A 22734-nucleotide genomic window follows, 5' to 3' on the forward strand; every position below is an offset into this window, starting at 1 on the left:
CGCGTGGAGACGAGGCTACTCCGCAGCCGCCTCCGCCAGACGCGCGGCGTAACGCGCCATCGTATCCACCTCGATATTGATCTTGTCGCCCGCCTTGCGCCCGCCGAAATTGGTCTGGTCCAGCGTGTGCGGAATCAACAGAATGGTGAAGACCGTTCCCGACACCTTGTTGACGGTCAGCGACGTCCCGTCGAGCGCGACGGACCCCTTTTCGGCGATGAATTTCGCCAGCGCCTTGGGCGCCTCGATTTCGAAATGCGCCATGCCGTCGAAATCGTTGCGCGAGCGGATCGTCGCGACGCCATCGACATGGCCCGACACCATATGGCCGCCCAGTTCGTCGCCGAGGCGCAGGGCGCGCTCCAGATTGATGCGGTCGCCGGCCTTCCACTCGCCGGCCGTGGTCACCGCCAGCGTTTCGGCGGCGGCGTCGACCTCATGCCAGCTTGAGCCATCGGCCTGCGCGCCGAAGCCGACCAGCGTCATGCACACGCCGTTATGGGCGACGGAGGCGCCGAGCACGAGGCTGTCGGCCGGATAATGCGAGGCGATTTTCAGGCGGTTGAGCCCGCCGCGCGCCTCCACGTTCAAAAGGGTTCCGACATCGGTGATCAGGCCGGTGAACATTCAAACTCTCTCATAGTGGGTGTAACTGTCGGCGCCCAGCAAACCTCGGGCCACCAGAGCGTAGCGGGCAGGATCTTCGAGCGTGCGCCGCGCCGGCTCCGACAGCGCCTCGACGCCGGGCCGGCCCAGCGGCCGCTCCCCGACGAACAGTAGCACGTCGTCGGCGAGCCCGCGCGCGATCAGATTGGCGCCGACCTGCGGCCCGCCCTCGGAAAACACCCGGGTCAGCCCGCGCTTGGCCAGCAATTCCAGCGCGGCGCGCAGATCGACGCGGCCCTCGCTCAACGCGCAGGCGGCGGTTTCGAGACCCAGAGCCTCCAGCGCCTCGCGGCGGGACGGGTCCGCCGCCGGCCCGCACAGCACCAGCGTCTTGACCTCGCCGGCGCCGGCGGCGAGGCGCGAGCGCGGCGGCAGGTCGCAACGGGCGTCGAGCACGACGCGCAGCGGATGCCGCGTCACGCCGGGCAAGCGCACGGTCAGCAGCGGGTCGTCGCCGAGCACGGTGCCGACGCCGACCATGATGGCGTCATGCTGGGCGCGCAGCACATGGGTGCGCAGATTGGCGGCGAGGCCGGTGATGGCGAGGCGGCGGTCATGTTCGGCGCCGGCGGCGAAACCGTCGGGCGTATGGGCGATCTTCAGCGTCACCATCGGGCGGTTTTCGGTCACCCGCAGAATATGGCCGCGATGGGCGCGGCGGCAATCCTCGGGAAGCGCGTCGGTCTCGACCTCGACGCCGGCGGCGCGCAGCCGCGCGTAGCCCTGGCCGGCGGTGCGGGGGTCGGGATCGGTCAGGCCGCCGACCACGCGCGTCACGCCGGCGGCGATCACCGCTTCGGCGCAGGGCGGGGTCTTGCCGTGATGGGCGCAGGGTTCGAGCGTGACATAGAGCGTGGCCCCGCGCGCCGCCGCGCCGGCCTGGGCCAGCGCCATCGGCTCGGCGTGCGGCCGCCCGCCCGCCTGCGTCCAGCCGCGGCCGAGAACGACGCCATCCTTCACCACCAGCGCGCCGACGGCGGGATTGGGGGCGGTCGCGCCCAGTTCGCGCGCGCCCACGGCGAGGGCGGCCCGCAGATAGCGCAGATCGTCGGGCGAGACGGTCATGACGGCTCCGTCTTTTTCGACTCGTCGGCGATTTCGCTGAGCAGCGGCGCGAAATCGCGGGCTTCGCGGAAATTGCGATAGACCGAGGCGAAACGCACATAGGCGACTTCGTCGAGATTTTTCAGGCCCTGCATCACCAATTCCCCGATCATGTCGGACGGCACCTCCGACTCGCCGGAGCTTTCGAGCTGCCGCACCAGGCCGTTGATCATGCGGTCGATCCGCTCGGCCTCGACCGGACGCTTGCGCAGGGCGATCTGGATCGAGCGCGCCAGTTTCTCCCGGTCGAACGGAGCGCGGCGGCCGGATTTCTTCACCACGGTCAGTTCACGCAGCTGCACCCGCTCGAAAGTGGTGAAGCGGCCGGCGCAATCCGGGCAGACGCGGCGGCGGCGGATGGCGCTGGAATCATCGGTGGGGCGCGAATCCTTCACTTGCGTATCGAGACTGCCGCAATAGGGACAGCGCATATCGCCTCCAGAAAGCCAATGCCGCGAATCGCTTACGCGTTTCCCGAACGGCGCCATTGTGCCGTTTTTGAGGGTACAGGACAAGAACGACCACAAGATGTAGAGTGCGCGAATGAGCGATCCCAAGCTGCGCGCCTTTATCGCAAGTCGAAACCTGTTCGTGCTGACCGGCGCCGGCTGCAGCACGGGGTCGGGCATTCCCGACTACCGCGACGGCGACGGGGCGTGGAAGCGCCCGCAACCGATGAATCTGGCGACCTTCATGGGGTCGGAAGCGGCGCGCCAACGCTATTGGGCGCGCAGCATGATCGGCTGGCCAAAACTCGCCGCCGCGCGCCCCAATGACGCGCACCGGGCGCTGGCGGCGTTGGAGGCGCAGGGACGGATTTCGCTGCTTGTGACCCAGAATGTCGACGGGCTGCACCAGGCGGCCGGCAGCGGGAATGTGGTGGACCTGCACGGGCGGATCGACGCCCTGCGCTGCATGGATTGCGGCGCGAAAAGCGCGCGAGAAAAATTCCAGACCGAACTGGCGCGGCTCAACCCGGACTTCGCCGCGCGGACGGCGGATCGCGCGCCGGACGGCGACGCCGATCTGGAGGCCGATTTTTCCAGCTTCGCCGTTCCGCCCTGCCCCGCCTGCGGCGGCGTGCAAAAGCCGGATGTGGTGTTTTTCGGCGAGTGCGCGCCCGGCGAGCGGGTCGAGGCGGCCTACGCCGCCGTGCGCGCCGCCGACGCCGTGCTGGTGGTCGGATCGTCGCTGATGGTGCGGTCGGGGCTCCGCTTCGTCGAGGAGGCCGCGCGACTGGGAAAACCCTGCGCCGCCATCAATCTCGGCCGCACGCGGGCGGACGATTTGTTGTCGCTCAAGGTGGAGGCGGATTGCGCCGAGGCGCTCAGGTTTCTGCTATAGCCTTGTCAATCTTGTGATTGTCGCCATACGCCCGCGCATCCGCGACATCCGGGCTGAAATGCACGAGGCGGCTGTTGACGCCATGCGCCGCCAGCGTGCGATGCACGCCGCGCGAGGCGCCGGCGAGGATCACCTTGACCCCGTGCTTGCGCTCGCGGCTGATGAAATTGTGCAGGGCGTGCGCCGCCGCGCCATCCGCCAGCGGCACGCGTGACAGATCGAGCACGAAAATTTTCGGCCGGCGGCCGATCTGGTCCAGCGTCGCCGCCACCGAATTGACCGCGCCGAAGAAGAACGGACCGGCGATGCGATAGACCAGGAAATCGGGATCGGCGCCGCCGCCCTCCTCGGTCGCGTCGGCGCGATCCTCCTCAAACAGCGCCTCGCCGGTCTCCACCGCCACCACCTGCGCCATCTTGTGCATGAAGATCAGCGCGCCCAGCGTCACGCCGGCGGCGATGCCGACGATAATGTCCTCGAACACGGTCAGGCCCGCCGTCACCAGCAGGATCACGGCCTCGCCGCGGTCGGATTTCAGGATGGCGGCGATCTGGTCGCGCTCGATCATGTTCCAGGACACGAGGGTCAGGATCGCCGCCAGCGCCGCCAGCGGAATATGGCTGGCCAGCGGCGCCGCCACCATCAAAAACGCCAGCAGCATCACGGCGTGCAACATGCCGGCGACCGGGCCATGAGCGCCGGCGCGAATGTTGGTGGCGGTGCGGGCGATGGCGCCGGTCACGCACAGGCCGCCAAACAGGGCCGAGGCGATATTGGCCCAGCCCTGCGCCGCCAGCTCGCAATTGGAGCGGTGGCGCCGCCCGGTCATGCCGTCGGCGACCACCGCCGACAGCAGCGATTCGATGCCGCCGAGCACGGCGATCGCCAGCGCCGCCGGAACCAGCCGCCACCAGTCCGCCAGCGCCAGCGTGGGAAGCGACGGCGCCGGCAAGCTCTGCGGCAGCGCCCCGAAACGCGAGCCGATGGTTTCGATTTGCAGGTCCAGCCCCCAGGTCGCGAACAAGGCGAACGCCACCGCCGCCAGCAGGCCGGGAAAGCGCGGGGCGAACGCCCGCAGGCCGACGATGAGGCCGAGGCAGGCGACGGCGAGAAAAAACGCCTGGGGGTTGAGCGTGCCGCGCGCCGCCCACAAAGCCTCGACTTTTGGCAGGAAGGCCGCCGGCTCGTGGTCGAGCCGCAAACCGAACAGTTCGTGCAGCTGGCTGGTGAAAATGATCAGCCCGATGGCGGCGGTGAACCCCACCGCGACCGAATGTGGAATGTATTTGATATAGGTCCCGAGCCGCAGATAGCCGATGGCGAGCAGGAACGCGCCGGCCATCAGCGTGGCCGCAACAAAGCCGGAATAGCCGAATTTCTCGATGGTTGTGGCGACCAGCACGATGAAGGCGCCGGCTGGCCCGCCGATCTGGAACCGGCTGCCGCCCAGCGCCGACACGAAAAACCCGCCGATGGCCGAGGCGAACAGGCCGGCTTGCGGCGACGCGCCGGAGGCGATGGCGATGGCGGTGGACAGCGGCAGCGCGACAATGGCGACGGTGAGGCCGGCGACCACATCGGCGCCGAATTGCGCGCGCGTATAGCCCTCGCGCCAGACCGTGACGAGCTTGGGCGTGAACAGATCGGCGAATTTTTCGCTCGGGCTGGCGAGGGACATGGCGCGACTCAGTGAGGTGTGACTCATGGTCGCGCCTGGCCGGCGCGCGCGCAAGGCGTCAGTTGGTATGGGCCGCAGGCGGCAGCGGAATGCGCGCGCGAAAAATCTCCTGCGAGATCTCCTGGCGATAGTCGAAACGGTCGCGATCAATCGGGCGCATCAGCCAATAGCGGACGACGGCCTCGACCGCCGCCGCCTTGCCGACGGGCGCGGTCAGCGTGAAGACGCGCGGCGCATTCGGGCGCAGCCGGGTGTCCCAGAGATCGATCACGAACGGCCGTCCCAGCGTCCTGCGCTCCAGCACGTGCTCCCGCGTCTCCAGCGCCTGTCCCGCCGCGTCGAGCGTTTGCAGCGTGACGGTCAGGCGGCGGTTGGGCACGCCGGTCGGAATGTCATGGCCGGCGCCGGCGTTGACCAGCGTCAGGGTGAAGCGCGTCTCGCCCGCGCTTTCCGACGTTTTGGCGAAATGAACCTGCACTCCCGCGCGAAAAGTCGCCAGATCGTGGCCGCCGCGCCAGAGATGGCGGCGGCCCGGCCGCTCCGGCCCGCCCGCGACAAGGGGGCGCGTGACGGCGGGCATGTGACATTCCACGCAACGCAAGGCCGCGAGATTGGCGACCGGATTGTCTTTGAGAAAGCGGTCCTCAACCGCCCCGGCGGCGGGATCGGCGCCCGAGGCGCGCAAAACCTCGGACGCGGTGCCGCAGGGCGGCGTGCGCAGCACGGCGTCCCAATCATTATTGCGCGGCGCGTGACAGCGCACGCAGGCGACATTGGGATTGCTCCAGGCGGCGGTAGGGTGAGGCGCCGCCAGCCCCGCCAGCGGCCCATAGACGACGCCGTCGCGCAGATGGCAGGCGGCGCAGGTGACGCCCTCCTGCCGCAACGCCGGCTCGAACGCTGGATTCGGGATCGCCGCCGCGTTCCAGCCGTCGCCGAAACGCGCGGGGTCGGCGGTCCGCTCCTGCTGGCGGTCGAGCGGCGTGTGACAATTGCGACAGATCGGATTGGCGCCGCCGCGCCGCCAGTCAATTTGGAAAAAATCGTCGCGCCAGGCGCCCGCATGGATGGTGGAGGACCATTCGCCATGCGCCTCGGCATGACAGAAGCCGCAGCTTTCGGCGGAAATGTCAAAACCCGGCGCGGCGGCGCCCAACGTCGCCACCGGCTGCGCGAACCAGCTGGAGACGCTGATGTAGGAGGGTGGATTCACCATCCGCCAGCCCAGCAAGGCCGCGATCGCGACGGCGAGCCCGACGGCGGCGACGGCGGTGAACCTGTTCATGTGCGGCGGCCTCCCCGGCCGACGCGACAGGGCGGCCGTTCAATTCACCGCCCTGATATCACGCAAGGTTCAAACCAAATGGGAACTGCGAAACATAGTGCCGACCGGCGGGCGGCGCCCGCCGGTCGCTGATCCTCAATAGATCGGGAAACGGTTGGTCAGCGCCTCGACCTTGGCCTTGACGCCGGCCTCGACCGCCGCATTGCCGTCCGCGCCGTTCCTGGCCAGACCGTCGAGCACTTCAATGATGAAGGCGCCGACCTGGTGGAACTCCTCGACGCCGAAACCGCGCGAGGTCGCGGCGGGGGCGCCCAGACGAATGCCGGAGGTGACCCAGGGCTTTTCCGGGTCGAACGGCACGCCGTTCTTGTTACACGTGATTTCCGCGCGGCCCAGCGCGATTTCCGCCGCCTTGCCGGTCAGCTTCTTCGGCCGCAGATCCACCAGCATCAGATGGTTGTCGGTGCCGCCGGTGACGAGGTCGAGGCCGCCCTTGAGCAGCGTCTCGGCCAGCGCGGCGGCATTGTCGACCACCTGTTTGGCGTAAGCCTTGAATTCCGGCCGCAACGCTTCGCCAAAAGCGACAGCCTTGCCGGCGATGACATGCATCAGCGGGCCGCCCTGCAATCCCGGGAAGATCGCCGAATTGATTTTCTTGGCGATCTCCTCGTCATTGGTGAGAACGAGGCCGCCGCGCGGGCCGCGCAGCGTCTTGTGGGTGGTGGAGGTCACGACATGGGCGTGCGGGAACGGCGAGGGATGCGCGCCGCCCGCCACCAGACCGGCGAAATGCGCCATATCCACAAACAGATACGCGCCGATGGAATCGGCGATCTCGCGGAACTTGGCGAAATCCCAGAAACGGGCATAGGCCGAACCGCCGGCGATGATCAGCTTCGGCTTGTGCGCCTTGGCGAGCTTCTCGACCTCGGCCATGTCGATGCGGCCGGTTTCCGGGTTCACGCCATAGGACACCGGCTTGAACCATTTGCCGGACATGTTGACCGGCGCGCCATGGGTGAGATGGCCGCCCGCCGCGAGATCGAGGCCCATGAACGTGTCGCCGGGCTGCAGCAGCGCCAAAAACACCGACTGGTTGGCCTGCGAGCCGGAATTGGGCTGCACATTGGCGAAGCCGCAGCCGAACAGTTTTTTCGCGCGCTCGATGGCGAGGTTTTCGGCGATATCGACGAACTGGCAGCCGCCGTAATAGCGCTTGCCCGGATAGCCCTCGGCGTATTTGTTGGTCAGCACGGTGCCCTGGGCTTCCAAAACCGCGCGCGAAACAATGTTTTCCGAGGCGATCAGCTCGATTTCCTTGCGCTGGCGGCCGAGTTCGAGCTCGACGGCGCTGAAGATTTCGGGATCGGATTCGGCCAGAGAGGCGCTAAAAAAGCTGTTGGAATGGCTCATGGAGGCTCCTTTCGGGCGCGAAGCGCGATAATGCCGGGAAGTCAGCGGCCCCATAGCATGCGACGGGCGCGCTGGCAAAGGTTCGCGCCGCAAAGCTTATGGACTCTTGCGGGAGGTCATGGCTTGCTGGCGTCTTTCGCCAGGGACTTGTGATGACGATCGTCAATTTCACGCCGTTCGCGGCTGCGGCGCTGGCCGCGCCGTTTCTGCTCGGCGCGCCAGCGCGCGCGACGACCTTGCATCTGACCGAAGCCGATTCGGGCCAAAGCTTCGTTGTGCGCCGGGGCGACGCGATCGAGGCGCGGCTGCGCGAAAACCCCTCCACCGGCTATTCCTGGACGCAACAGGGCCAAGCGCCGGGTCTGAAATTGTTGGGCCATAGCGCCGTGCGCGGCGCGGCCATGCCCGGCGCGCCCGGCGCGGCGATTTTTCGCTTCCGCACGGCGCGCGTCGGGCCGACCGCCGTCAGCTTGGTCTACATGCGAAGCTGGGAAAAAGGCCAGCCGCCCGCGCAGACTTTCTCGGCGCGGTTCGACATCCGGCCCTGAGCCGCGTCAGCCGGCTATTTCAGCTCGCTTGACACTTCTTCAGGAAACTGGCCTTGGCGGCGCCGGCGAGCGGTTTGCCATCCTTGCTCACCGCCTTGGCCTGACAATCGTCGGCCACGCATTTTTTCATGAAACTGGTTTTGGCGGCGCCGGCCAGCGGCTTGCCGTTGCTCCCCACCGCCTTGGTTTCGCAGCTCTCCTGCGCCAGCGCGCCGCCCATGGCGAACAGAACCGCCGCGACCGCGACAAGGATGTGTTTCATGCGCCCCTCCCCCAACAGGAAACGGGCGGGATGATGGTCCCGCCCGGCGCGCCTGACAAGTGACGGAGGTTTATTCCGCCGCCACCTGCGGCAGTTCGGCCAGCGACGACGCCAGTTCGGCTGCGTCGTAATCCTGATCCACCAGCTTGCCGCTGAAATAATTGATATAGGCGCCCATGTCGAAATGGCCGTGGCCCGACAGGTTGAAGCAGATGGTTTCGGCCTTGCCCTCGGCCTTGCAGCGCAGCGCCTCGTCGATGGCGCAACGCACCGCATGGGTCGATTCCGGCGCGGGAACAATGCCCTCGGCGCGGGCGAACTGCACGCCCGCCTCGAAACAGGCGAGCTGCTGGTAGGCGCGCGCTTCGATCAGGCCGAGTTCGTAAGCCTGCGACACCTGGCCGGACATGCCGTGATAGCGCAGGCCGCCGGCGTGGAAGCCCGGCGGAACGAAGGTCGAGCCGAGCGTATGCATCTTGACCAGCGGGGTCAGATGCGCGGTGTCGCCGTAGTCGTAAGCGTACTTTCCGCGCGTAAGAGTCGGGCAGGCGGCCGGCTCGACAGCGATCACCCGGCGCCGGCGCCCGCCGCGCAGGGTCAGGCCGAGGAATGGGAAGGCGAGGCCAGCGAAATTGGAGCCGCCGCCGGCGCAGGCGATGATCACGTCGGGATCGTCGCCGGTCAGCTCGAACTGCTTGATCGCCTCCTGGCCGATGATGGTCTGGTGCAGCAGCACATGGTTCAGCACCGAGCCCAAAGCATATTTGACGTCGGGATTCTTCACCGCGATCTCGACCGCCTCGGAAATGGCGATGCCCAGCGAGCCCGGGCTGTCGGGATTGGCCGCGAGCGCCGCCCGGCCCGATTCGGTCTGGGTCGAGGGCGACGAAATACATTTCGCGCCATAGGTTTCCATCAGCGCGCGGCGATACGGCTTCTGGTCGTAGGAGCAGCGCACCTGATAGACGGTGACGTCGATGCCGAACAGCGAGCCGGCGAAAGCCAGCGACGAGCCCCATTGCCCCGCGCCGGTTTCGGTGGTGAGCTTCTTGATGCCGGCCTGCTTGTTGAACCAGGCCTGCGGAATGGCGGAATTGGGCTTGTGCGAGCCGGCGGGCGAGACGCCCTCATATTTGAAATAGATCTTGGCGGGCGTGTCGAGCGCCTGTTCAAGCCGGCGGGCGCGGATCAGCGGCGAGGGCCGCCACAGCCGGAAAATGTCGCGGACCGGCTCGGGGATCTCGATCTCGCGCTCGGTGGAAACCTCCTGAAGGATCAACTCCATCGGGAACAGGGGTTCGAGATCCGACGGGCCGACCGGCTGCTGGGTGGCGGGGTGCAGCACGGCGGGCGGCGTCGGCAGATCCGCGGCGATATTGTACCAGTATTTCGGTATCTGGGTTTCGTCGAGCGTGAACTTGACTTGCGCGGACATGGTGGCCCCTCTGTTTTTTCTCGGCGCGCAGTCAAGAGCAAGGCAGGAGACCCGTCCTTGACCTATGTCAGGCGCCAAGGCCGAGTCCGGCCGCTACGGGCTTGATTTTTTTGCTCATTTTCTAGCCCGCAGCAAAGACTGCCTAATAAAGCAGCGAAAATCTCTCCCCGCGTTCCCAGGGAGAGACGGAATCGCTCAAGCCGGCTGGAACGCCGCGCAGGCCTTAAAACCCTCGCGCAAGGCCTCCTCCTTCAGCTTGCGGCCGATGAAGACAATGCGGCTGTTGGGCTTTTCGTCCGGCTTCCATTCGCGCTGCAGGTCTCCGTCCAAGATCATATGCACGCCCTGGAACACATAGCGGCGCGGCTCGTTCGGGAAGGCGAGAATGCCCTTGGAGCGCAGGATGTCCGGCCCGTCGCGCTGCACCACCTCGTTGATCCAGGGCAGGAACAGGTCGGGGTCCACCGGCCCGTCCAAGGCGATGGCCACCGACTTCACCTCGTCGTCATGCAGCACTTTTGGCGCGTGGGCGTGGTCCTCGTGGTCGCAATCCGGCCCGCAATCGTGGTCGTGATGATGATCGTCGTGGTCGTGGTCATGATGATGGTGATGGCCATGATCGTGATCGTGATCGTGATGATCGTGGTCATGCGCCTCGACCGTCAGAAAATCCGGGTCGAGATCGAGAATGCGGTCGAGTTCGAACGCCTTGCGGTCCAGCACATGCTCCAGCGCGATATCGCAGCGGTTGGTGCGATAAAGCTTGGCGTAGGGGTTCAGGCCGCGAATACGCGCCTCCACTTCCTCCAGCTCGGCGCGGCTGACGAGATCGGTCTTGTTGAGCAGGATCACGTCGGCGAACACGATCTGGTTCTTGGCTTCGGGCGCGTCCTTGAGCCGGTCCGACAGGAATTTGGCGTCGGCGACGGTGACAATGGCGTCGAGCCGCGTCTCCTTCTGCACGTCGGCGTCGACGAAAAACGTCTGCGCCACCGGCGCGGGATCGGCCAGCCCGGTGGTTTCCACCAGAATAGCGTCGAACTTGCCCTTGCGCCGCATCAGCCCCTCGATGATGCGGATGAGATCGCCGCGCACGGTGCAGCAGATGCAGCCGTTGTTCATCTCGAACACTTCCTCGTCGGCGTCCACCACGAGTTCGTTGTCGATGCCGATCTCGCCGAATTCATTGACGATGACGGCGAATTTCTTGCCGTGGTCCTCGGTGAGAATTCGGTTCAGCAACGTGGTCTTGCCCGCGCCGAGATAGCCGGTCAGGACGGTGACGGGAATTTTTTCCTCGGACATTTCAACTCCGGTTCAGCTGTGGGGAATAAGCGCCTTCTTCAGCTCATCTATATTGTGAGTCATCATGTCGATGTAAGTGGGGGCTGGACCTTCGCCCGTGGACAGCGCATCCGAAAACAGCGAACCGCCGATCCTGGCGCCGCTCTCCTGCGAGATGCGCTGCATCAGGCGCGGATCGGAAATATTTTCCAGAAACACGGCGGGAACATGCTCGGCCTTGATCTGTCCGATCAATTTGGCGATATCGCGCGCCGACGGCTCGGCGTCGGACGATAGGCCGACCGGCGCGATGAACTCGAACCCATAGGCCGCGCCGAAATAGCCAAACGCGTCATGCGTGGTGACGATGCGGCGGTTGGCCTCGGGAATCTCGGCGATGCCGGCGCGCACCGCCCGCTCGGTCTCATCAAGCCGCGCCAGAAACTTGCCCGCCCGCGTCTTGAAATAATCGGCGTCGGCCGGGTCGACCGCCGTCAGGCCCTCGCGAATGTTGGCGACATAGATCCGGGCGTTGGCGATGCTTTGCCAGGCGTGGGGATCGACGCCCTTGTGGCCGTCTTCCTCGCCCTCGCGCGGCGTCACGCCCTTGGTCGCCACCACCACCGGCGCCTTGGCGCCCGACGAGGCGATCAGGCGGGTCATCCAGCCTTCCAGCCCCAGGCCGTTGATGACAATGAGCTTGGCCTTTTTCAGCGCCTGCGCGTCGGCCGGGGTCGGCTGAAACACATGGGCGTCGCCATTGGGACCGACCAGCAGCCCAACGCTCACCTTTTCGCCGCCGATTTCGCGGACGAAATCGCCGAGAATCGAGAAACTGGCGATCACCGACAGCTTTTCCGGCGCCGCCGCCCGGGCCGGCGACAGCGCGGGCGACAGCAGCAACATCACAGCGAGCAGGGTTTTCATACGCATGAGGACGTCCTATTTCTGCGAATGTGCGGGGCCTTGGTCAGCCAGGCCATGTGCGACCGACCGGGGCGACGACCACCTGGCTATGTTATAACATAACAAATGGGTTCCATGTCCAGCCCAATGTCCGCCGCTTTGCGCCTCAACCCCGTGCAGACGCGCATTCTCGACCTGCTCAACGCGGCGCAACGACCGCTGTCGGCCTATGACGTGATCGAAGCCTTGAGCGGCGAGAAGCGCATGGCGCCGCCCACCGTCTATCGCGCGCTGCAAAAGCTGATGGACGAAGGTCTGGCGCATCGGGTGGAATCGCAGAACGCGTTTGTCGCCTGCCGGCATCACGGCCCGGCCCATAGCGCCGCCTTCATGATCTGCCGGTCCTGCGGCGCCACGCGCGAATTTTCCGCGGCGGCGCTGGAGAGTTTTTTGGGCCAGACCGCGCGCAAGAATTTCTTCGCCCCCGAAGCGGTCTCAATCGAAATCCGCGGCCTGTGCGCAGCGTGCCGCACGCCCGACCCCGCCAGCGTCCCGACGCCCTAACGCTCGGCGGTTCGCAACGCCTTGGGGTGCGAGACGCGGACCGGCGCCGCGAAACCGTCCGAGGCCAGCCGAACCGTAAGGCCGCTGGGCAAACGGTCGCCTTGCGCGACCCGTTCCGGCGCAGCCGCCGTCAGCCTCGAATCGGCCAGCGCCGCCGTGCGATCGACGGACGCGATGTCGGACGGCAAGGACGCCGCGAAAATGAGCCGCGCCACTCCGGGCGACGCGCGATCCACGCCAGCACGGAGGCCCCCATCGGCGGACGCCCTGGGCGGTTCGCCAGAATAGGCGGCGGCGCCGGCCAAAATCACTGCAACGGAAATCAAGGGCGGATAATAGGAAATCGCCATGGCCCCCTCCTCGTGAAACGCATGAGGCTGAGGCGCGACTCCGGGAAATCCGACCCGTGGCGGTCAGCCTGAACGGTCCAGTTCAGGCAAATTATCACAGGATTCTCAGAAACGGCGCAGGCGCGGCCGACACATTTTCGTGATCGACTCACCCCTCCAGATGCGCGCGCGGGGTGAACTTGCGCATCACCCCGCCCGCCGGCCCGACGACCAGCGACAGCACATAAAGCGCGCCGCAAGCCAGGATGATCAGCGGCCCGGACGGCAGGCCGAGGAAATAGGACGCGAGCAGGCCGGCATAGGCGCCGATCAGCCCGAACAGCCCGGCCAGCGCGATCATGCCGCTCATGTTATGCGTCCACAGCCGCGCCGAAATCGCCGGCAGCATCATCATGCCCACCGACAGCAGCGTGCCCAAGGCGTGAAAACCGGCGACCAGATTGAGCGCGACCAGCATCAGGAAGGCGCTCTGAATCGCCGCCCCGACCCGGCTGACCGAATTCAGAAAGCCGGGATCGAGCGTCTCCAGCACCAGCGGGCGATAGATCGCCGCCAGACCGACCAGGGTGACGCTGGCGATGCTCGCCAGCAGGATCAGGGTGGAATCGTCGAGCGCCAGCACGCTGCCGAACAGCACATGCAGCAAATCGACATTGGAGCCGCGCACCGACACCAGCGTGACGCCCAAAGCCAGCGAAACCAGGTAAAACGCGGCGAGCGAGGCCTCCTCCCGCAACGCCGTGGCGCGGGCGACGGCGCCCGAGCCGAGCGCCACGGCGAAGCCCGCCAGCACGCCGCCCAGCGTCATGGCCGGCAGCGACAGGCCCGCGACGAGATAGCCGAGCGCCGCGCCGGGCAGGATGGCGTGGGCCAGCGCGTCGCCGGACAGCGCCATGCGCCGCAGCAGCAGGAACACGCCAAGCGGGGCGCCGGCGCAGGCCAGCGCGCAGGAACCGACCAGCGCGCGGCGCATGAATTCGTAATCGGCGAAAGGCGCGATCAACCAATCGTAGAGCATGACCTTGTTTAACCGCTTGCGGCCAAGGCTCAACACAAACTTGAACGCGCCCCTCAACCAACAGTCAAGTATTTCACGCCATGGTTGTGAAGACTGGAGGAACTCGCCATGGAACGGAAAGCCGCCCCCACGCTCACCCTGGCCTGCCGCTGGAGCCGCGACCCCAACACCGGCCGTCTCGCCGCCCGTTGGCAGGTGGAAGCTCCGGTGAACCGCACCGACGTGCTGCGGAATTTCACCCCGGCGCGTTGAGGATCGAGGCTGGCTTTTCCCGCGACGCCGCCGTAAAGGCTGACGCTCAACGGAGGCTGCGAATGTCCGAAACCCGCGATTGCAACGGCGCGATCCTGAACGAAGGCGACAATGTCACCCTCATCAAGGATCTGAAGGTGAAGGGCTCCTCCACCGTTCTCAAGCGCGGGACGGTGGTGCGCGGCATCCATCTCACCGACGACCCCGAGGAAATCGAAGGCCGCACCGACAAGGTGAAGGGCCTCGTGCTGAAGACGTGTTTTCTGAAGAAGGCGTGATCTCCTCGCCCCCTCGGCGGCGCGAGCGCCCGGCGCGCCACAACCCGCCGCGCGAACCGGATTCGACAAGCGGGCCGCAAGCCCCCACATTGGCCCCAACGATTCGTTAAGCTTCCAGGCCGCCTTGTCCGATCCTTTCGACGATTTTCCCGGTTTCGAGCCCGCCGCGCCCCGCGCCGGCGGTGGCATTGCCGCGTGTGCGCTCGCCGCCATGCACGGCGGCGCGCCGGATTTCCTGTCCGCGCTCAATCCCGAACAGCGCGCCGCCGTGGAGACCACCGAAGGCCCGGTGCTGGTGCTGGCCGGCGCCGGCACTGGCAAGACCCGCGTGCTGACCGCGCGCATCGCCCATATTCTCGCCCAAGGCCTCGCCCGCCCGCATCAAATCCTGGCGGTGACCTTCACCAACAAGGCCGCCCGCGAAATGCGGGAGCGCATCGGCGCCCTGATCGGCGGCGAGGCCGAGGGCATGGCCTGGCTCGGCACGTTTCACGCCATTTCCACCAAGATCCTGCGCCGCCACGCCGAACTCGCCGGCCTGAAAAGCAATTTCACCATCCTCGACACCGACGACCAGATTCGCCTGCTCAAGCAGGTGTTGCGCGCGGAAAATATTGACGAAAAGCGCTGGACGGCGCGCACGCTGGCGTTTTTGATCGACAATTGGAAGAACCGGGGCCTGTCGCCGAAAACTGTTCCGGCGGGCGAGGCCGGGGCCTTCGCCAACGGCAAGGGCGGCGCGCTCTATGCGCTCTACCAAGAGCGGCTGAAAATCCTCAACGCCGCCGACTTCGGCGATCTGCTGCTGGAAACGCTAAGGGTTTTCCGCGAAAACCCCGATGTGCTGCGCGAATACCAGGGCCGTTTCAAATATCTGCTGGTCGATGAATATCAGGACACCAACGCGGTCCAATATCTCTGGCTGCGCCTGCTGGCGCAACGCCAAGCCGGCGCAGCCAATGAAATAACTCCCGCGCAAAAACCCAACCTGTGCTGCGTCGGCGACGACGACCAGTCGATCTATGGCTGGCGCGGCGCCGATGTCGACAACATCCTGCGGTTCGAGAAGGATTTTCCCGGCGCCAAGGTGATCCGGCTGGAGCGCAACTACCGTTCGACCGGCCATATTCTCGCCGCCGCCGCCCATCTGATCGCCCACAACCGCGACCGGCTCGGCAAAACCCTGTTCACCGACGGCGAGGACGGCGAGAAGCCCGAAGTTTCCGGCGTGTGGGATTCCGAGGAGGAAGCCCGCGTCATCGGCGAGGAAATCGAGCAATTGCAACGCAAGGGCCATTCGCTCGACCAAGTGGCCATTCTGGTGCGCGCCTCGTTCCAGATGCGCGAGTTCGAGGAGCGGTTCATCACGCTGGGCCTGCCGTACAAGGTGATCGGCGGCCCGCGCTTCTACGAGCGCCTCGAAATCCGCGACGCCCTCGCCTATCTGCGCTGTACGGCGCAGCCCGCCGACGATCTGGCGTTCGAGCGGATCGTCAACACGCCCAAGCGCGGCCTGGGCGAGGCCAGCCTGCAAATCGTCCACGACCACGCCCGCCGCCAGCGCATCCCGCTGATGCAGGCCGCGCGCATCCTGATCGAGACCGAGGAGCTGAAGCCCAAGCAACGCTCCACGTTTCGCGCGCTGTTGAGCGATTTTGACCGTTGGGCCAGTCAGATCGGCCAGAAGCCGCATCACGAGCTGGCCGAGCAGATCCTGGAGGAATCCGGCTACACCGATTTCTGGAAGCAGGACAAGAGCGCGGAAGCCGAGGGACGGCTGGAAAACCTCAAGGAGCTGGTGCGCTCGATGGAGGAGTTCCCCGACCTCGGCGCCTTCCTGGAGCATGTCTCGCTGGTGATGGACGCCGACGCCGCCGATGGCGGCGAGCGCGTCTCGATCATGACGCTGCACGGCGCCAAGGGGCTGGAGTTCGAGACGGTGTTCCTGCCCGGCTGGGAGGAAGGCCTGTTCCCGCACCAGCGCAGCCTCGACGAGAACGGCCGCGCCGGGCTGGAGGAGGAGCGCCGCCTCGCCTATGTCGGCGTCACCCGGGCGCGCCGCCGCGCCAAAATCTATTTTGCGACCAATCGCCGCATCCATGGCCTGTGGCAGACCACCACGCCCTCGCGATTCCTCGACGACCTGCCCGCCGCCCATGTGCAGGTGACGGAAAACCGCGCCAGCGGCTCGGGTTACGGCGCCTATGCGCAATCGCGTTTCGCCAATATGGATGCGTTCGGCTCGCGCTATGACACGCCGGGCTGGAAGCGCGCCCAGCAAAACGGCCCCGGCGGCCGCGCCCCGCGCACCATCGAGGGCGAAGTGCTCGGCAAATCCTCGCCGGGCAGCGCGTTCTCGCCGGGCGACCGGGTGTTCCATCTTAAATTCGGCCCAGGCGCCGTTGCGGCAGTAGACGGCTCGAAATTGACGATTGATTTTGATAAGGCTGGACGCAAGCTGGTGCTCGACTCCTTCGTGGAGAAAAAGAGTTCATGAATTCATGCGCGACGTCCTTACCTATCTCGGCATCGGCCTAATCCTCGCGCTGGCGGCGCTGCTCGGCGCGCCCTATGTGGTGGACTTCGACGCCCATCGCGCGCGATTCGCCGAGGAAATCTCCCGCGCCACCGGGATGGAGGCCCGGCTCGACGGCCGGATCGACCTGCGCATTCTGCCCACGCCCTATTTTTCGGCGCAAAACATCAAGCTCAAGGGCGCGCTGGGGACGCTCAAGGCCGAAAAGGCCGCGTTCGAACTGTCGCTGACCGCCTTGATGCAGGGCGCGCTCACGTTTACCAGCGCCGAACTGACCGGTTTCGCGCTGGACGTGGACGCCGACGCGCTGCGCCGGCCGGGAGCGTCGGCCCATTTCGAAAACCTGACGCTTCACGACGGCCGGCTGCGCGTGCTGCATCGGCAGAAGACGCTGTTCGCGCTGGAGCGCCTCGATTTCACCGGCCGCATCGCCAATCTCGAAGGGCCGTATGACGGGCGCGGCGGCTTCCGCCTCAACGACCACACCATCAATTATACGCTGAGCAGCGATTCCTTCGCCGGCGATCGCCTGCCGCTAAAACTCCGGCTGAACGACGAGCGTGGGCGGCTGGCGCTCGACGGCGCGCTCGATCTCTCGGGCGAGCCGACCTATGCCGGCAAGGCGATCGGCGACGGCCCGCTGGCCAAGACCCAATCCTGGCGGATGGAGGGCGAGGTCAAGGCGCAAGCCGACGGCGTCAAGCTCGACAAGGCCCTGCTGCATCTGGGCGAAGGCGCGCTGGGCGCGAAATTCGCCGGCGCCGCCGACTATGCCGTCGCCTCCGGCGCGGTTTCCGTCGCCTTGTCCACGTCGACGCTCGCCAGCCCCTGGGCCGACCTCGTCGCCTACGCCGTGACGCGGGCGCTGGAGCGGCCGGCGCCCACGACGCTGCGCCTCAACATCGACGGCCTCGCCTGGCGCGGCGCCTGGACCGGGGTCAAGCTCAGCCGCGACGCTGGCGGCCCGCTGAAAATCGTCGCGGAAGGAAGCGGCGGCGCCCGTCTCGACCTCTCGGCGACCCCGGACGGCAAGAATGGCTGGCGCGGCGCCGGCGAATTCTCCGCCAGCGATTACGCCACATTCGCCGCCGCCTCCGGCGCGCCGGCCCTGCCATTCCGACAAGTGGCGGCGGGGGGAGGCTTCACCCTGTCGCTGGGGGCGGTCGCGCTCGCCAACGGCCATCTCGCGCTCGACCGCGCCAAATTCGCCGGCGATCTGTCCTGGACGGCGCCGACCAAGGACGCGCGCGCGAAAATTTCCGCTAAACTGGCGGCGACGGCGCTCGATCCCGCCCTGGCGCCGGATTTCGCCGCCGCGCTCGGCGCGGGGTCCGATCTCGACCTCACGCTCGACGCCCAGACCGTCGGCAAGGCTGAGGGACGGTTGAGCCTGCGCCTGCTGCGCGACAAGGACGTGTCGCGGCTGGAGCGGCTTGAGGCCAAAAATCTCGCCGGCGCCGATGTCTCCGCCTCCGGCGAATGGAAGGGCGCGTTCACGGCCCCAAGGGGCGAGGCGCGAATCAAGGCCGGCGATCTCGGCGACTTCGCCACGCTGCTGGCGCGGCTGGCGCCCGGCGACGCGACCCGTCTGCTGGCCTCGCGCGCCCGCCTGCTGTCGCCGGCCGCTGTCGTCGCGCGCGCCGACGGCGGCTACGCCTTCGAGGGACAGGCCGGCGCCACCAAGTTCAATGTCGCGCTCGACGACAAGGGCGGGATCGCGCTCGACGTCGCCGCGCCCGAAGCCTTCGACCTGCTGGCGCAACTGGGCGCGCCGGCGCTGCTGGCGCCGCAAAAGCTCGGCCCCGGCCAGATTTCTCTGAAAATGCAAGGCAATGCGCGCCGCGACGTCAGCGGCAGGGCGGCGCTGGGCAAGATCAACGGAACCGTCGAGGGCTCGCTGGGGGCCGGCGAAGGCGTGTTTGCGCTTTCGGGCGACCCGTCGGGGCTGATCGGCGGCCCCGCCGGATTCGGCAAGATCGAAGGCCAGGTCGCCGCCCATGACGGCCAGATTTTCCTGCGTCGCATCGTCGGCGAGCGCGGCGACGCCCATTTCACCGGCGCCCTGACCTTGGCGAGCGACGGGGTGAGCGGCGATCTGGAGGTGGACAAATTTTCCGCGCCGGACGTGCTCGCCCTGACGCTCGGCGCCCCGGCGCCCGCCAAAAAGGGCGACGTCTGGCCGAGCCTGTCGTTCGCGCCGGTGCTGATCGACCCGCCGCGCGTCAAACTGGCGATCCGCGCCACCGAGCTGGCGCCCTGGGGGGGGCCCGCCAAATTCGAACTGTCGCTCGGCCCCAACGCGCTGAGCGTGGCGAAAATTGAGGCGCCCGTCGCCGGCGGCGTTTTGCGCGGCGGCTTCGATCTGCGACGGCAGGGCGGACAGGCGACGCTGTCGGGCGAGTTGTCCAGCGAGAATTTGGCGGTGAAAAACCCCGCGCTGTCCGCGACGCTCGGCGGCCGGCTGAAATTCGCCGGCTCCGGCGCCAGCATGGCCGGACTCGTCGGCGCGTTGTCGGGGACGGGGTCGGCGAAAATCGCCGGCCTGACCGTCGCCGGCGCCGCGCTGGAGGCCCCGGATCAGGTGCTCGCCGCTCAGACCGCCAGCGAAGCCATGTTCAGCAGCAAGGACACGCTGCGCGATCTCGATCAGGCGCTGGCGAAAGGCGATCTGCGTGTCGCCGATGGCGAAACCCCGCTGCGCCTCGCCAAAGGCGAGCTGAATGCGGCGCGCGAACCGGTCGCCTTCAGCTTCGACCTGAAAACCCTGAATTTCGCGCTCACCACCGCCCTGCCCGGTCGGCGCGGCGAACTCAGCTGGTCCGGCCCGTGGCCGGCGCCGGCGCGCAAGCTCGACGCCACGCCCTTCGTCAATATCGCCGCGACCAGGGCGCTGGAGCGCGAACAGGCCAAGATCGCCCGCCAGCGCGAGGCCGACAAGCAGCGCAAGGCGGAGATCGAGCGGCAACGGCAGGACGAGGAACAACGCAAGCGGGTGGAGCGGGCGTCGCCATCGTCCCCGCCTGTCGCGGCGCCCGCGCCAGCCCATTGACCGCGCCGGCATTTGGCGCGGTCTTAGAAATTTCATAGCCGGCTTTCCGCCCCGCCTGGGCTCTGCCATGATCCCTGCCATAACGACAAGGGAGGACTGCATGAAAGCTCTGGCTCTGGCCGCGGCCGTTCTGGCGATTGCGACGGGCGCGGCGACGGCCCATGGACCGACGCGGCAGAAGATCGTCGAGACCGTGGAGATCGACAAGCCCGTCGACAAGATCTGGGCGGTGATCGGCGATTTCGACGCGCTGGCCAAATGGCATCCGGCGATCGCCTCCAGCGTCGCCGACAAGGGCAATTCCGAAGGTTCGGTGCGGCATCTCGTGCTGAAGGCGCCGGGCGATCCAAGCTTTGATGAAGTGCTCGACAAATATGACGCGAGCGCCCACAGCTACAAATATGAAATCCCCAAGGTCGATCCCAAGATCCTGCCGGTGAACAATTACACCTCGACCATTTCCGTACTGGACAATGGCAAGGGCGGCTCCACCGTGGAATGGAAGGGGGCGTTTTATCGCGGCTATATGCTGAACGATCCCCCGCCCGAACTCAACGACGAGGCGTCCGCCAAAGCCGTGCGCGGGGTGTATCGCGCCGGTCTCGACAACCTGAAAAAGCTGGTCGAGACGACGAATTGACGTTTCGCGCGCAAGCAGCGGCGTGGATCGCCGCGCTGACGCTGCTCGCAACGGCGGCGCGCGCCGAGCCGCTCGCCCCATCGGCGCCCCGCGCCGAATCCTTGGCCTATTATGTCACGGCGCAGGGGGCGGACGCGCTGTCCATCGTCGATCTCGCGCGGGGACGCGTGGTCGAGACGGTGAAGATCGGCAAAAAGCCCGCCGGAGTCGCGACAGCGCCCGGCGGGGCGCGGATTTACGCCACCAACCCCGAAAACCATTCGTTCTCGGTGATCGCCCGCAACGCCGAGGACGGGCATCGCGTCGTGGCGGAAATTCCCGCTGGCGCGGGGCCGCTGGGAATCGCCCTCGACCCGAAAGGCGAAAAAATCTTCGTCGCGGACTGGTATGCCGACGAAATCCGCGCCTTCGACGCCGCCAGTTTGAAAGAGATCGCGCTCATCAAGGTCGGCCGTTCGCCGGCCGGCATGGCCAGCGATCCCTCGGGCGCGTTTCTCTATGTCGCCAATCGTGAAAGCGATTCGGTTTCGGTGGTCGATCTCGCCGCGCTCAGGACGGTGGCGACGATCCCGGTCGGCAAGGCGCCGTTCGGCGTGACTTACGACCCCAACGGCCCCCGCCTGCTGGTCGCCGATGTGCAATCCGGCGACGTGTCCGTGATCGACCCGGCGACGCGGCGCGAGACACGCCGGCTCAAAGTGCGCAGCTTCCCCTATGCCGTGGCGGTCACCCGCGACGGCGGGCGGATTTTCGTCACCAACCAGCACGATGACAGCGTGACCGTGTTCGACGGCGCGAGCTATGCGGAGCTGAAGACGATCGAAACCTGCGGCTATCCCGAAGGCGCGCAGGCCGCGCCCGACGGCGCCGTCTATGTCGCCTGCTGGATGGACGACGTTTTGGCGCGCATCGACGCGAAAACCCTCGAAGTGACCGCAAAAATCCCGGTGGCGGCCAGTCCGCGCGCCTTTGGCCCGTTCATCGCGCCCGACGCCTCACCCGTTCGGTAGGTTGCGCGCCAAGGCCTCCAGCACGGCCATGCGCACGGCGACGCCCATCTCCACCTGTTCGCGGATCAGGCTGTGGTCGCCGTCGGCCACGCTGGAATCAATCTCCACGCCGCGATTCATCGGCCCCGGGTGCATCACCAGCGCATCCGGCTTGGCATAGGCCAGTTTTTCCTCATCCAGCCCGAAAAAGTGGAAATATTCGCGGGTGGAGGGGATGAAGGCGCCGGACATGCGCTCGCGCTGCAACCGCAGCATCATCACGATATCCGCGTCTTTCAGGCCCTCGCGCATGGAGGTGAAGACTTCGACGCCGAGATTGGCGATCCCGGTCGGCATCAGCGTGGACGGGCCGACCACCCGCACGCGGGCGCCCAAAGCCGACAGCAGGATGATGTTGGAGCGGGCGACGCGCGAATGCAGCACGTCGCCGCAGATCGCCACGTTCAGATTTTCGATGCGGCCCTTGTTGCGGCGGATGGTCAGCGCGTCGAGCAGGGCCTGGGTCGGATGCTCGTGCGCGCCGTCGCCGGCGTTGACCACGGCGCAATCGACTTTTCGCGCCAATAAATGCGCCGCCCCCGCCTGGGCGTGGCGCACCACGATGATGTCGGGATGCATGGCGTTGAGCGTCATCGCCGTGTCGATCAGCGTCTCGCCTTTTTTGACCGAGGACGTCGCCACCGACATGTTCATCACATCCGCGCCGAGACGCTTGCCCGCCAGTTCGAACGAGCTTTGCGTGCGGGTGGAATTTTCAAAAAACAGATTGATCAGCGTGCGGCCGGCCAGCGCCGCCTTGTGCTTCTGCACCTGCCGCGACACGGCCACCGCCTCCTCCGCCAGATCGAGCAGATGGAGGATTTCGAGCCGGTTGAGGCCCTCGATGCCGAGAAGATGACGCTGGGAGAAGGTGGTGGGCGGACTCATGGCCGCTGGTTTAGTAGAGAGGGGCGGCCTTCGCAAGCGTTCAAGCCGCAGGCAACGTCGCAACCGGGCGCCTCATGACCGGCCGCGCCTGACCAAATTTTCGTCACGCGGTCACTGCCCATTTGACAGTTTCGCCGGGCTCCCCCATGTTCCGGCGCTGTTCGCGCCTTAACCTTACGCCCCGA

Annotated in this window: 22 protein-coding genes; 9 read left to right on the forward strand and 13 right to left on the reverse strand. The window is 66.7% G+C overall.

From position 1 onward, the window contains the following. Positions 1-15: 15 nt before the first annotated feature. From CFB24_RS18715 to nrdR, 3 genes are read right to left on the reverse strand one after another with little or no spacing between them, the layout of a single operon-like run. Complete coding sequence (locus CFB24_RS18715) at positions 16-627, reverse strand: riboflavin synthase (RefSeq protein WP_088522167.1); 612 nt, start codon at positions 625-627, stop codon at positions 16-18. Next, the gene (ribD, locus tag CFB24_RS18720; protein ID WP_088522168.1) at positions 628-1731 is read right to left on the reverse strand and encodes a bifunctional diaminohydroxyphosphoribosylaminopyrimidine deaminase/5-amino-6-(5-phosphoribosylamino)uracil reductase RibD; all 1104 of its coding nucleotides are present in this window, start codon (positions 1729-1731) and stop codon (positions 628-630) included. It abuts the gene before it with no gap. Further along, positions 1728-2201 (reverse strand): transcriptional regulator NrdR, encoded by a 474-nt coding sequence (gene nrdR / locus CFB24_RS18725; protein WP_088522169.1) that lies wholly within the window; start codon positions 2199-2201, stop codon positions 1728-1730. Before nrdR ends, ribD begins: the two co-directional genes overlap by 4 nt. A 112-nt stretch (positions 2202-2313) precedes the next feature. On the opposite strand from nrdR, the gene CFB24_RS18730 reads away from it, so the two are divergent. Beyond that, positions 2314-3114 (forward strand): NAD-dependent protein deacetylase, encoded by an 801-nt coding sequence (locus CFB24_RS18730; RefSeq protein ID WP_088522170.1) that lies wholly within the window; start codon positions 2314-2316, stop codon positions 3112-3114. Here the strand turns inward: CFB24_RS18730 and CFB24_RS18735 are convergent. The 3 genes from CFB24_RS18735 to glyA form a co-directional block, all read right to left on the reverse strand. Next, a complete protein-coding gene (locus tag CFB24_RS18735; protein WP_244593272.1) occupies positions 3098-4819 on the reverse strand; it encodes a SulP family inorganic anion transporter in 1722 nt (573 codons plus the stop codon). The two genes, CFB24_RS18730 and CFB24_RS18735, sit on opposite strands and share 17 nt — an antisense overlap. A 31-nt stretch (positions 4820-4850) precedes the next feature. Next, the gene (locus tag CFB24_RS18740) at positions 4851-6077 is read right to left on the reverse strand and encodes a cytochrome c3 family protein (RefSeq protein WP_088522172.1); all 1227 of its coding nucleotides are present in this window, start codon (positions 6075-6077) and stop codon (positions 4851-4853) included. Positions 6078-6212: 135 nt separating this feature from the next. Further along, the gene (glyA, locus tag CFB24_RS18745) at positions 6213-7490 is read right to left on the reverse strand and encodes a serine hydroxymethyltransferase (RefSeq protein ID WP_088522194.1); all 1278 of its coding nucleotides are present in this window, start codon (positions 7488-7490) and stop codon (positions 6213-6215) included. A 152-nt stretch (positions 7491-7642) separates the two neighbouring features. Here glyA and CFB24_RS18750 point away from each other — a divergent pair, with 152 nt between their 5' ends. Next, positions 7643-8038 (forward strand): protease inhibitor I42 family protein, encoded by a 396-nt coding sequence (locus CFB24_RS18750; RefSeq protein WP_158255283.1) that lies wholly within the window; start codon positions 7643-7645, stop codon positions 8036-8038. Positions 8039-8057: 19 nt separating this feature from the next. On the opposite strand, the gene CFB24_RS18755 is transcribed toward CFB24_RS18750, so the two are convergent. The 4 genes from CFB24_RS18755 to CFB24_RS18770 all read right to left on the reverse strand — a co-directional run bounded on the left by CFB24_RS18755 (position 8058) and on the right by CFB24_RS18770 (position 11946). Continuing rightward, positions 8058-8300: a hypothetical protein gene (locus tag CFB24_RS18755; RefSeq protein ID WP_088522174.1), complete on the reverse strand. Its 243-nt coding sequence runs from the start codon at positions 8298-8300 to the stop codon at positions 8058-8060. Positions 8301-8370: 70 nt separating this feature from the next. Further along, entirely contained in the window at positions 8371-9735 is a 1365-nt protein-coding gene (locus CFB24_RS18760) for a TrpB-like pyridoxal phosphate-dependent enzyme (protein ID WP_088522175.1), read from the reverse strand. Positions 9736-9930: 195 nt separating this feature from the next. Then, on the reverse strand, positions 9931-11040 hold the full coding sequence (locus tag CFB24_RS18765) for a CobW family GTP-binding protein (protein WP_088522176.1): 1110 nt from the start codon (positions 11038-11040) through the stop codon (positions 9931-9933). 12 nt (positions 11041-11052) lie between these two features. Further along, positions 11053-11946, reverse strand: coding sequence for a metal ABC transporter substrate-binding protein (locus tag CFB24_RS18770; RefSeq protein WP_088522177.1), 894 nt, complete (start codon positions 11944-11946; stop codon positions 11053-11055). 114 nt (positions 11947-12060) lie between these two features. On the opposite strand from CFB24_RS18770, the gene CFB24_RS18775 reads away from it, so the two are divergent. Then, complete coding sequence (locus CFB24_RS18775) at positions 12061-12489, forward strand: Fur family transcriptional regulator (protein ID WP_158255282.1); 429 nt, start codon at positions 12061-12063, stop codon at positions 12487-12489. Here CFB24_RS18775 and CFB24_RS18780 read toward each other — a convergent pair. Together CFB24_RS18780 and CFB24_RS18785 are read right to left on the reverse strand one after the other, a co-directional pair. Then, positions 12486-12839, reverse strand: coding sequence for a hypothetical protein (locus tag CFB24_RS18780; protein ID WP_088522179.1), 354 nt, complete (start codon positions 12837-12839; stop codon positions 12486-12488). The two genes, CFB24_RS18775 and CFB24_RS18780, sit on opposite strands and share 4 nt — an antisense overlap. A 148-nt stretch (positions 12840-12987) precedes the next feature. Further along, positions 12988-13857, reverse strand: a complete 870-nt coding sequence (locus CFB24_RS18785; RefSeq protein WP_088522195.1) for a metal ABC transporter permease — start codon at positions 13855-13857, stop codon at positions 12988-12990. Positions 13858-13965: 108 nt separating this feature from the next. Here CFB24_RS18785 and CFB24_RS23170 point away from each other — a divergent pair, with 108 nt between their 5' ends. From CFB24_RS23170 to CFB24_RS18810, 6 genes are all read left to right on the forward strand, one after another. Further along, positions 13966-14109 (forward strand): hypothetical protein, encoded by a 144-nt coding sequence (locus CFB24_RS23170; RefSeq protein WP_158255281.1) that lies wholly within the window; start codon positions 13966-13968, stop codon positions 14107-14109. A gap of 62 nt (positions 14110-14171) precedes the next feature. Further along, positions 14172-14387, forward strand: coding sequence for an alkylphosphonate utilization protein (locus CFB24_RS18790; protein WP_088522180.1), 216 nt, complete (start codon positions 14172-14174; stop codon positions 14385-14387). Positions 14388-14511: 124 nt separating this feature from the next. Then, positions 14512-16884, forward strand: a complete 2373-nt coding sequence (locus CFB24_RS18795) for an ATP-dependent helicase (RefSeq protein ID WP_425332121.1) — start codon at positions 14512-14514, stop codon at positions 16882-16884. A gap of 4 nt (positions 16885-16888) precedes the next feature. After that, the gene (locus tag CFB24_RS18800) at positions 16889-19972 is read left to right on the forward strand and encodes a hypothetical protein (protein WP_088522181.1); all 3084 of its coding nucleotides are present in this window, start codon (positions 16889-16891) and stop codon (positions 19970-19972) included. A 100-nt stretch (positions 19973-20072) separates the two neighbouring features. After that, complete coding sequence (locus CFB24_RS18805; RefSeq protein WP_088522182.1) at positions 20073-20612, forward strand: SRPBCC family protein; 540 nt, start codon at positions 20073-20075, stop codon at positions 20610-20612. Continuing rightward, on the forward strand, positions 20609-21622 hold the full coding sequence (locus CFB24_RS18810; RefSeq protein WP_088522183.1) for a YncE family protein: 1014 nt from the start codon (positions 20609-20611) through the stop codon (positions 21620-21622). Before CFB24_RS18805 ends, CFB24_RS18810 begins: the two co-directional genes overlap by 4 nt. On the opposite strand, the gene CFB24_RS18815 is transcribed toward CFB24_RS18810, so the two are convergent. Further along, positions 21608-22549, reverse strand: coding sequence for an aspartate carbamoyltransferase catalytic subunit (locus CFB24_RS18815; protein WP_088522184.1), 942 nt, complete (start codon positions 22547-22549; stop codon positions 21608-21610). The genes CFB24_RS18810 and CFB24_RS18815 overlap by 15 nt on opposite strands. Positions 22550-22734: the final 185 nt, after the last annotated feature.

Source organism: Rhodoblastus acidophilus, assembly GCF_900187365.1.
GTDB classification, from domain to species: domain Bacteria; phylum Pseudomonadota; class Alphaproteobacteria; order Rhizobiales; family Beijerinckiaceae; genus Rhodoblastus; species Rhodoblastus acidophilus.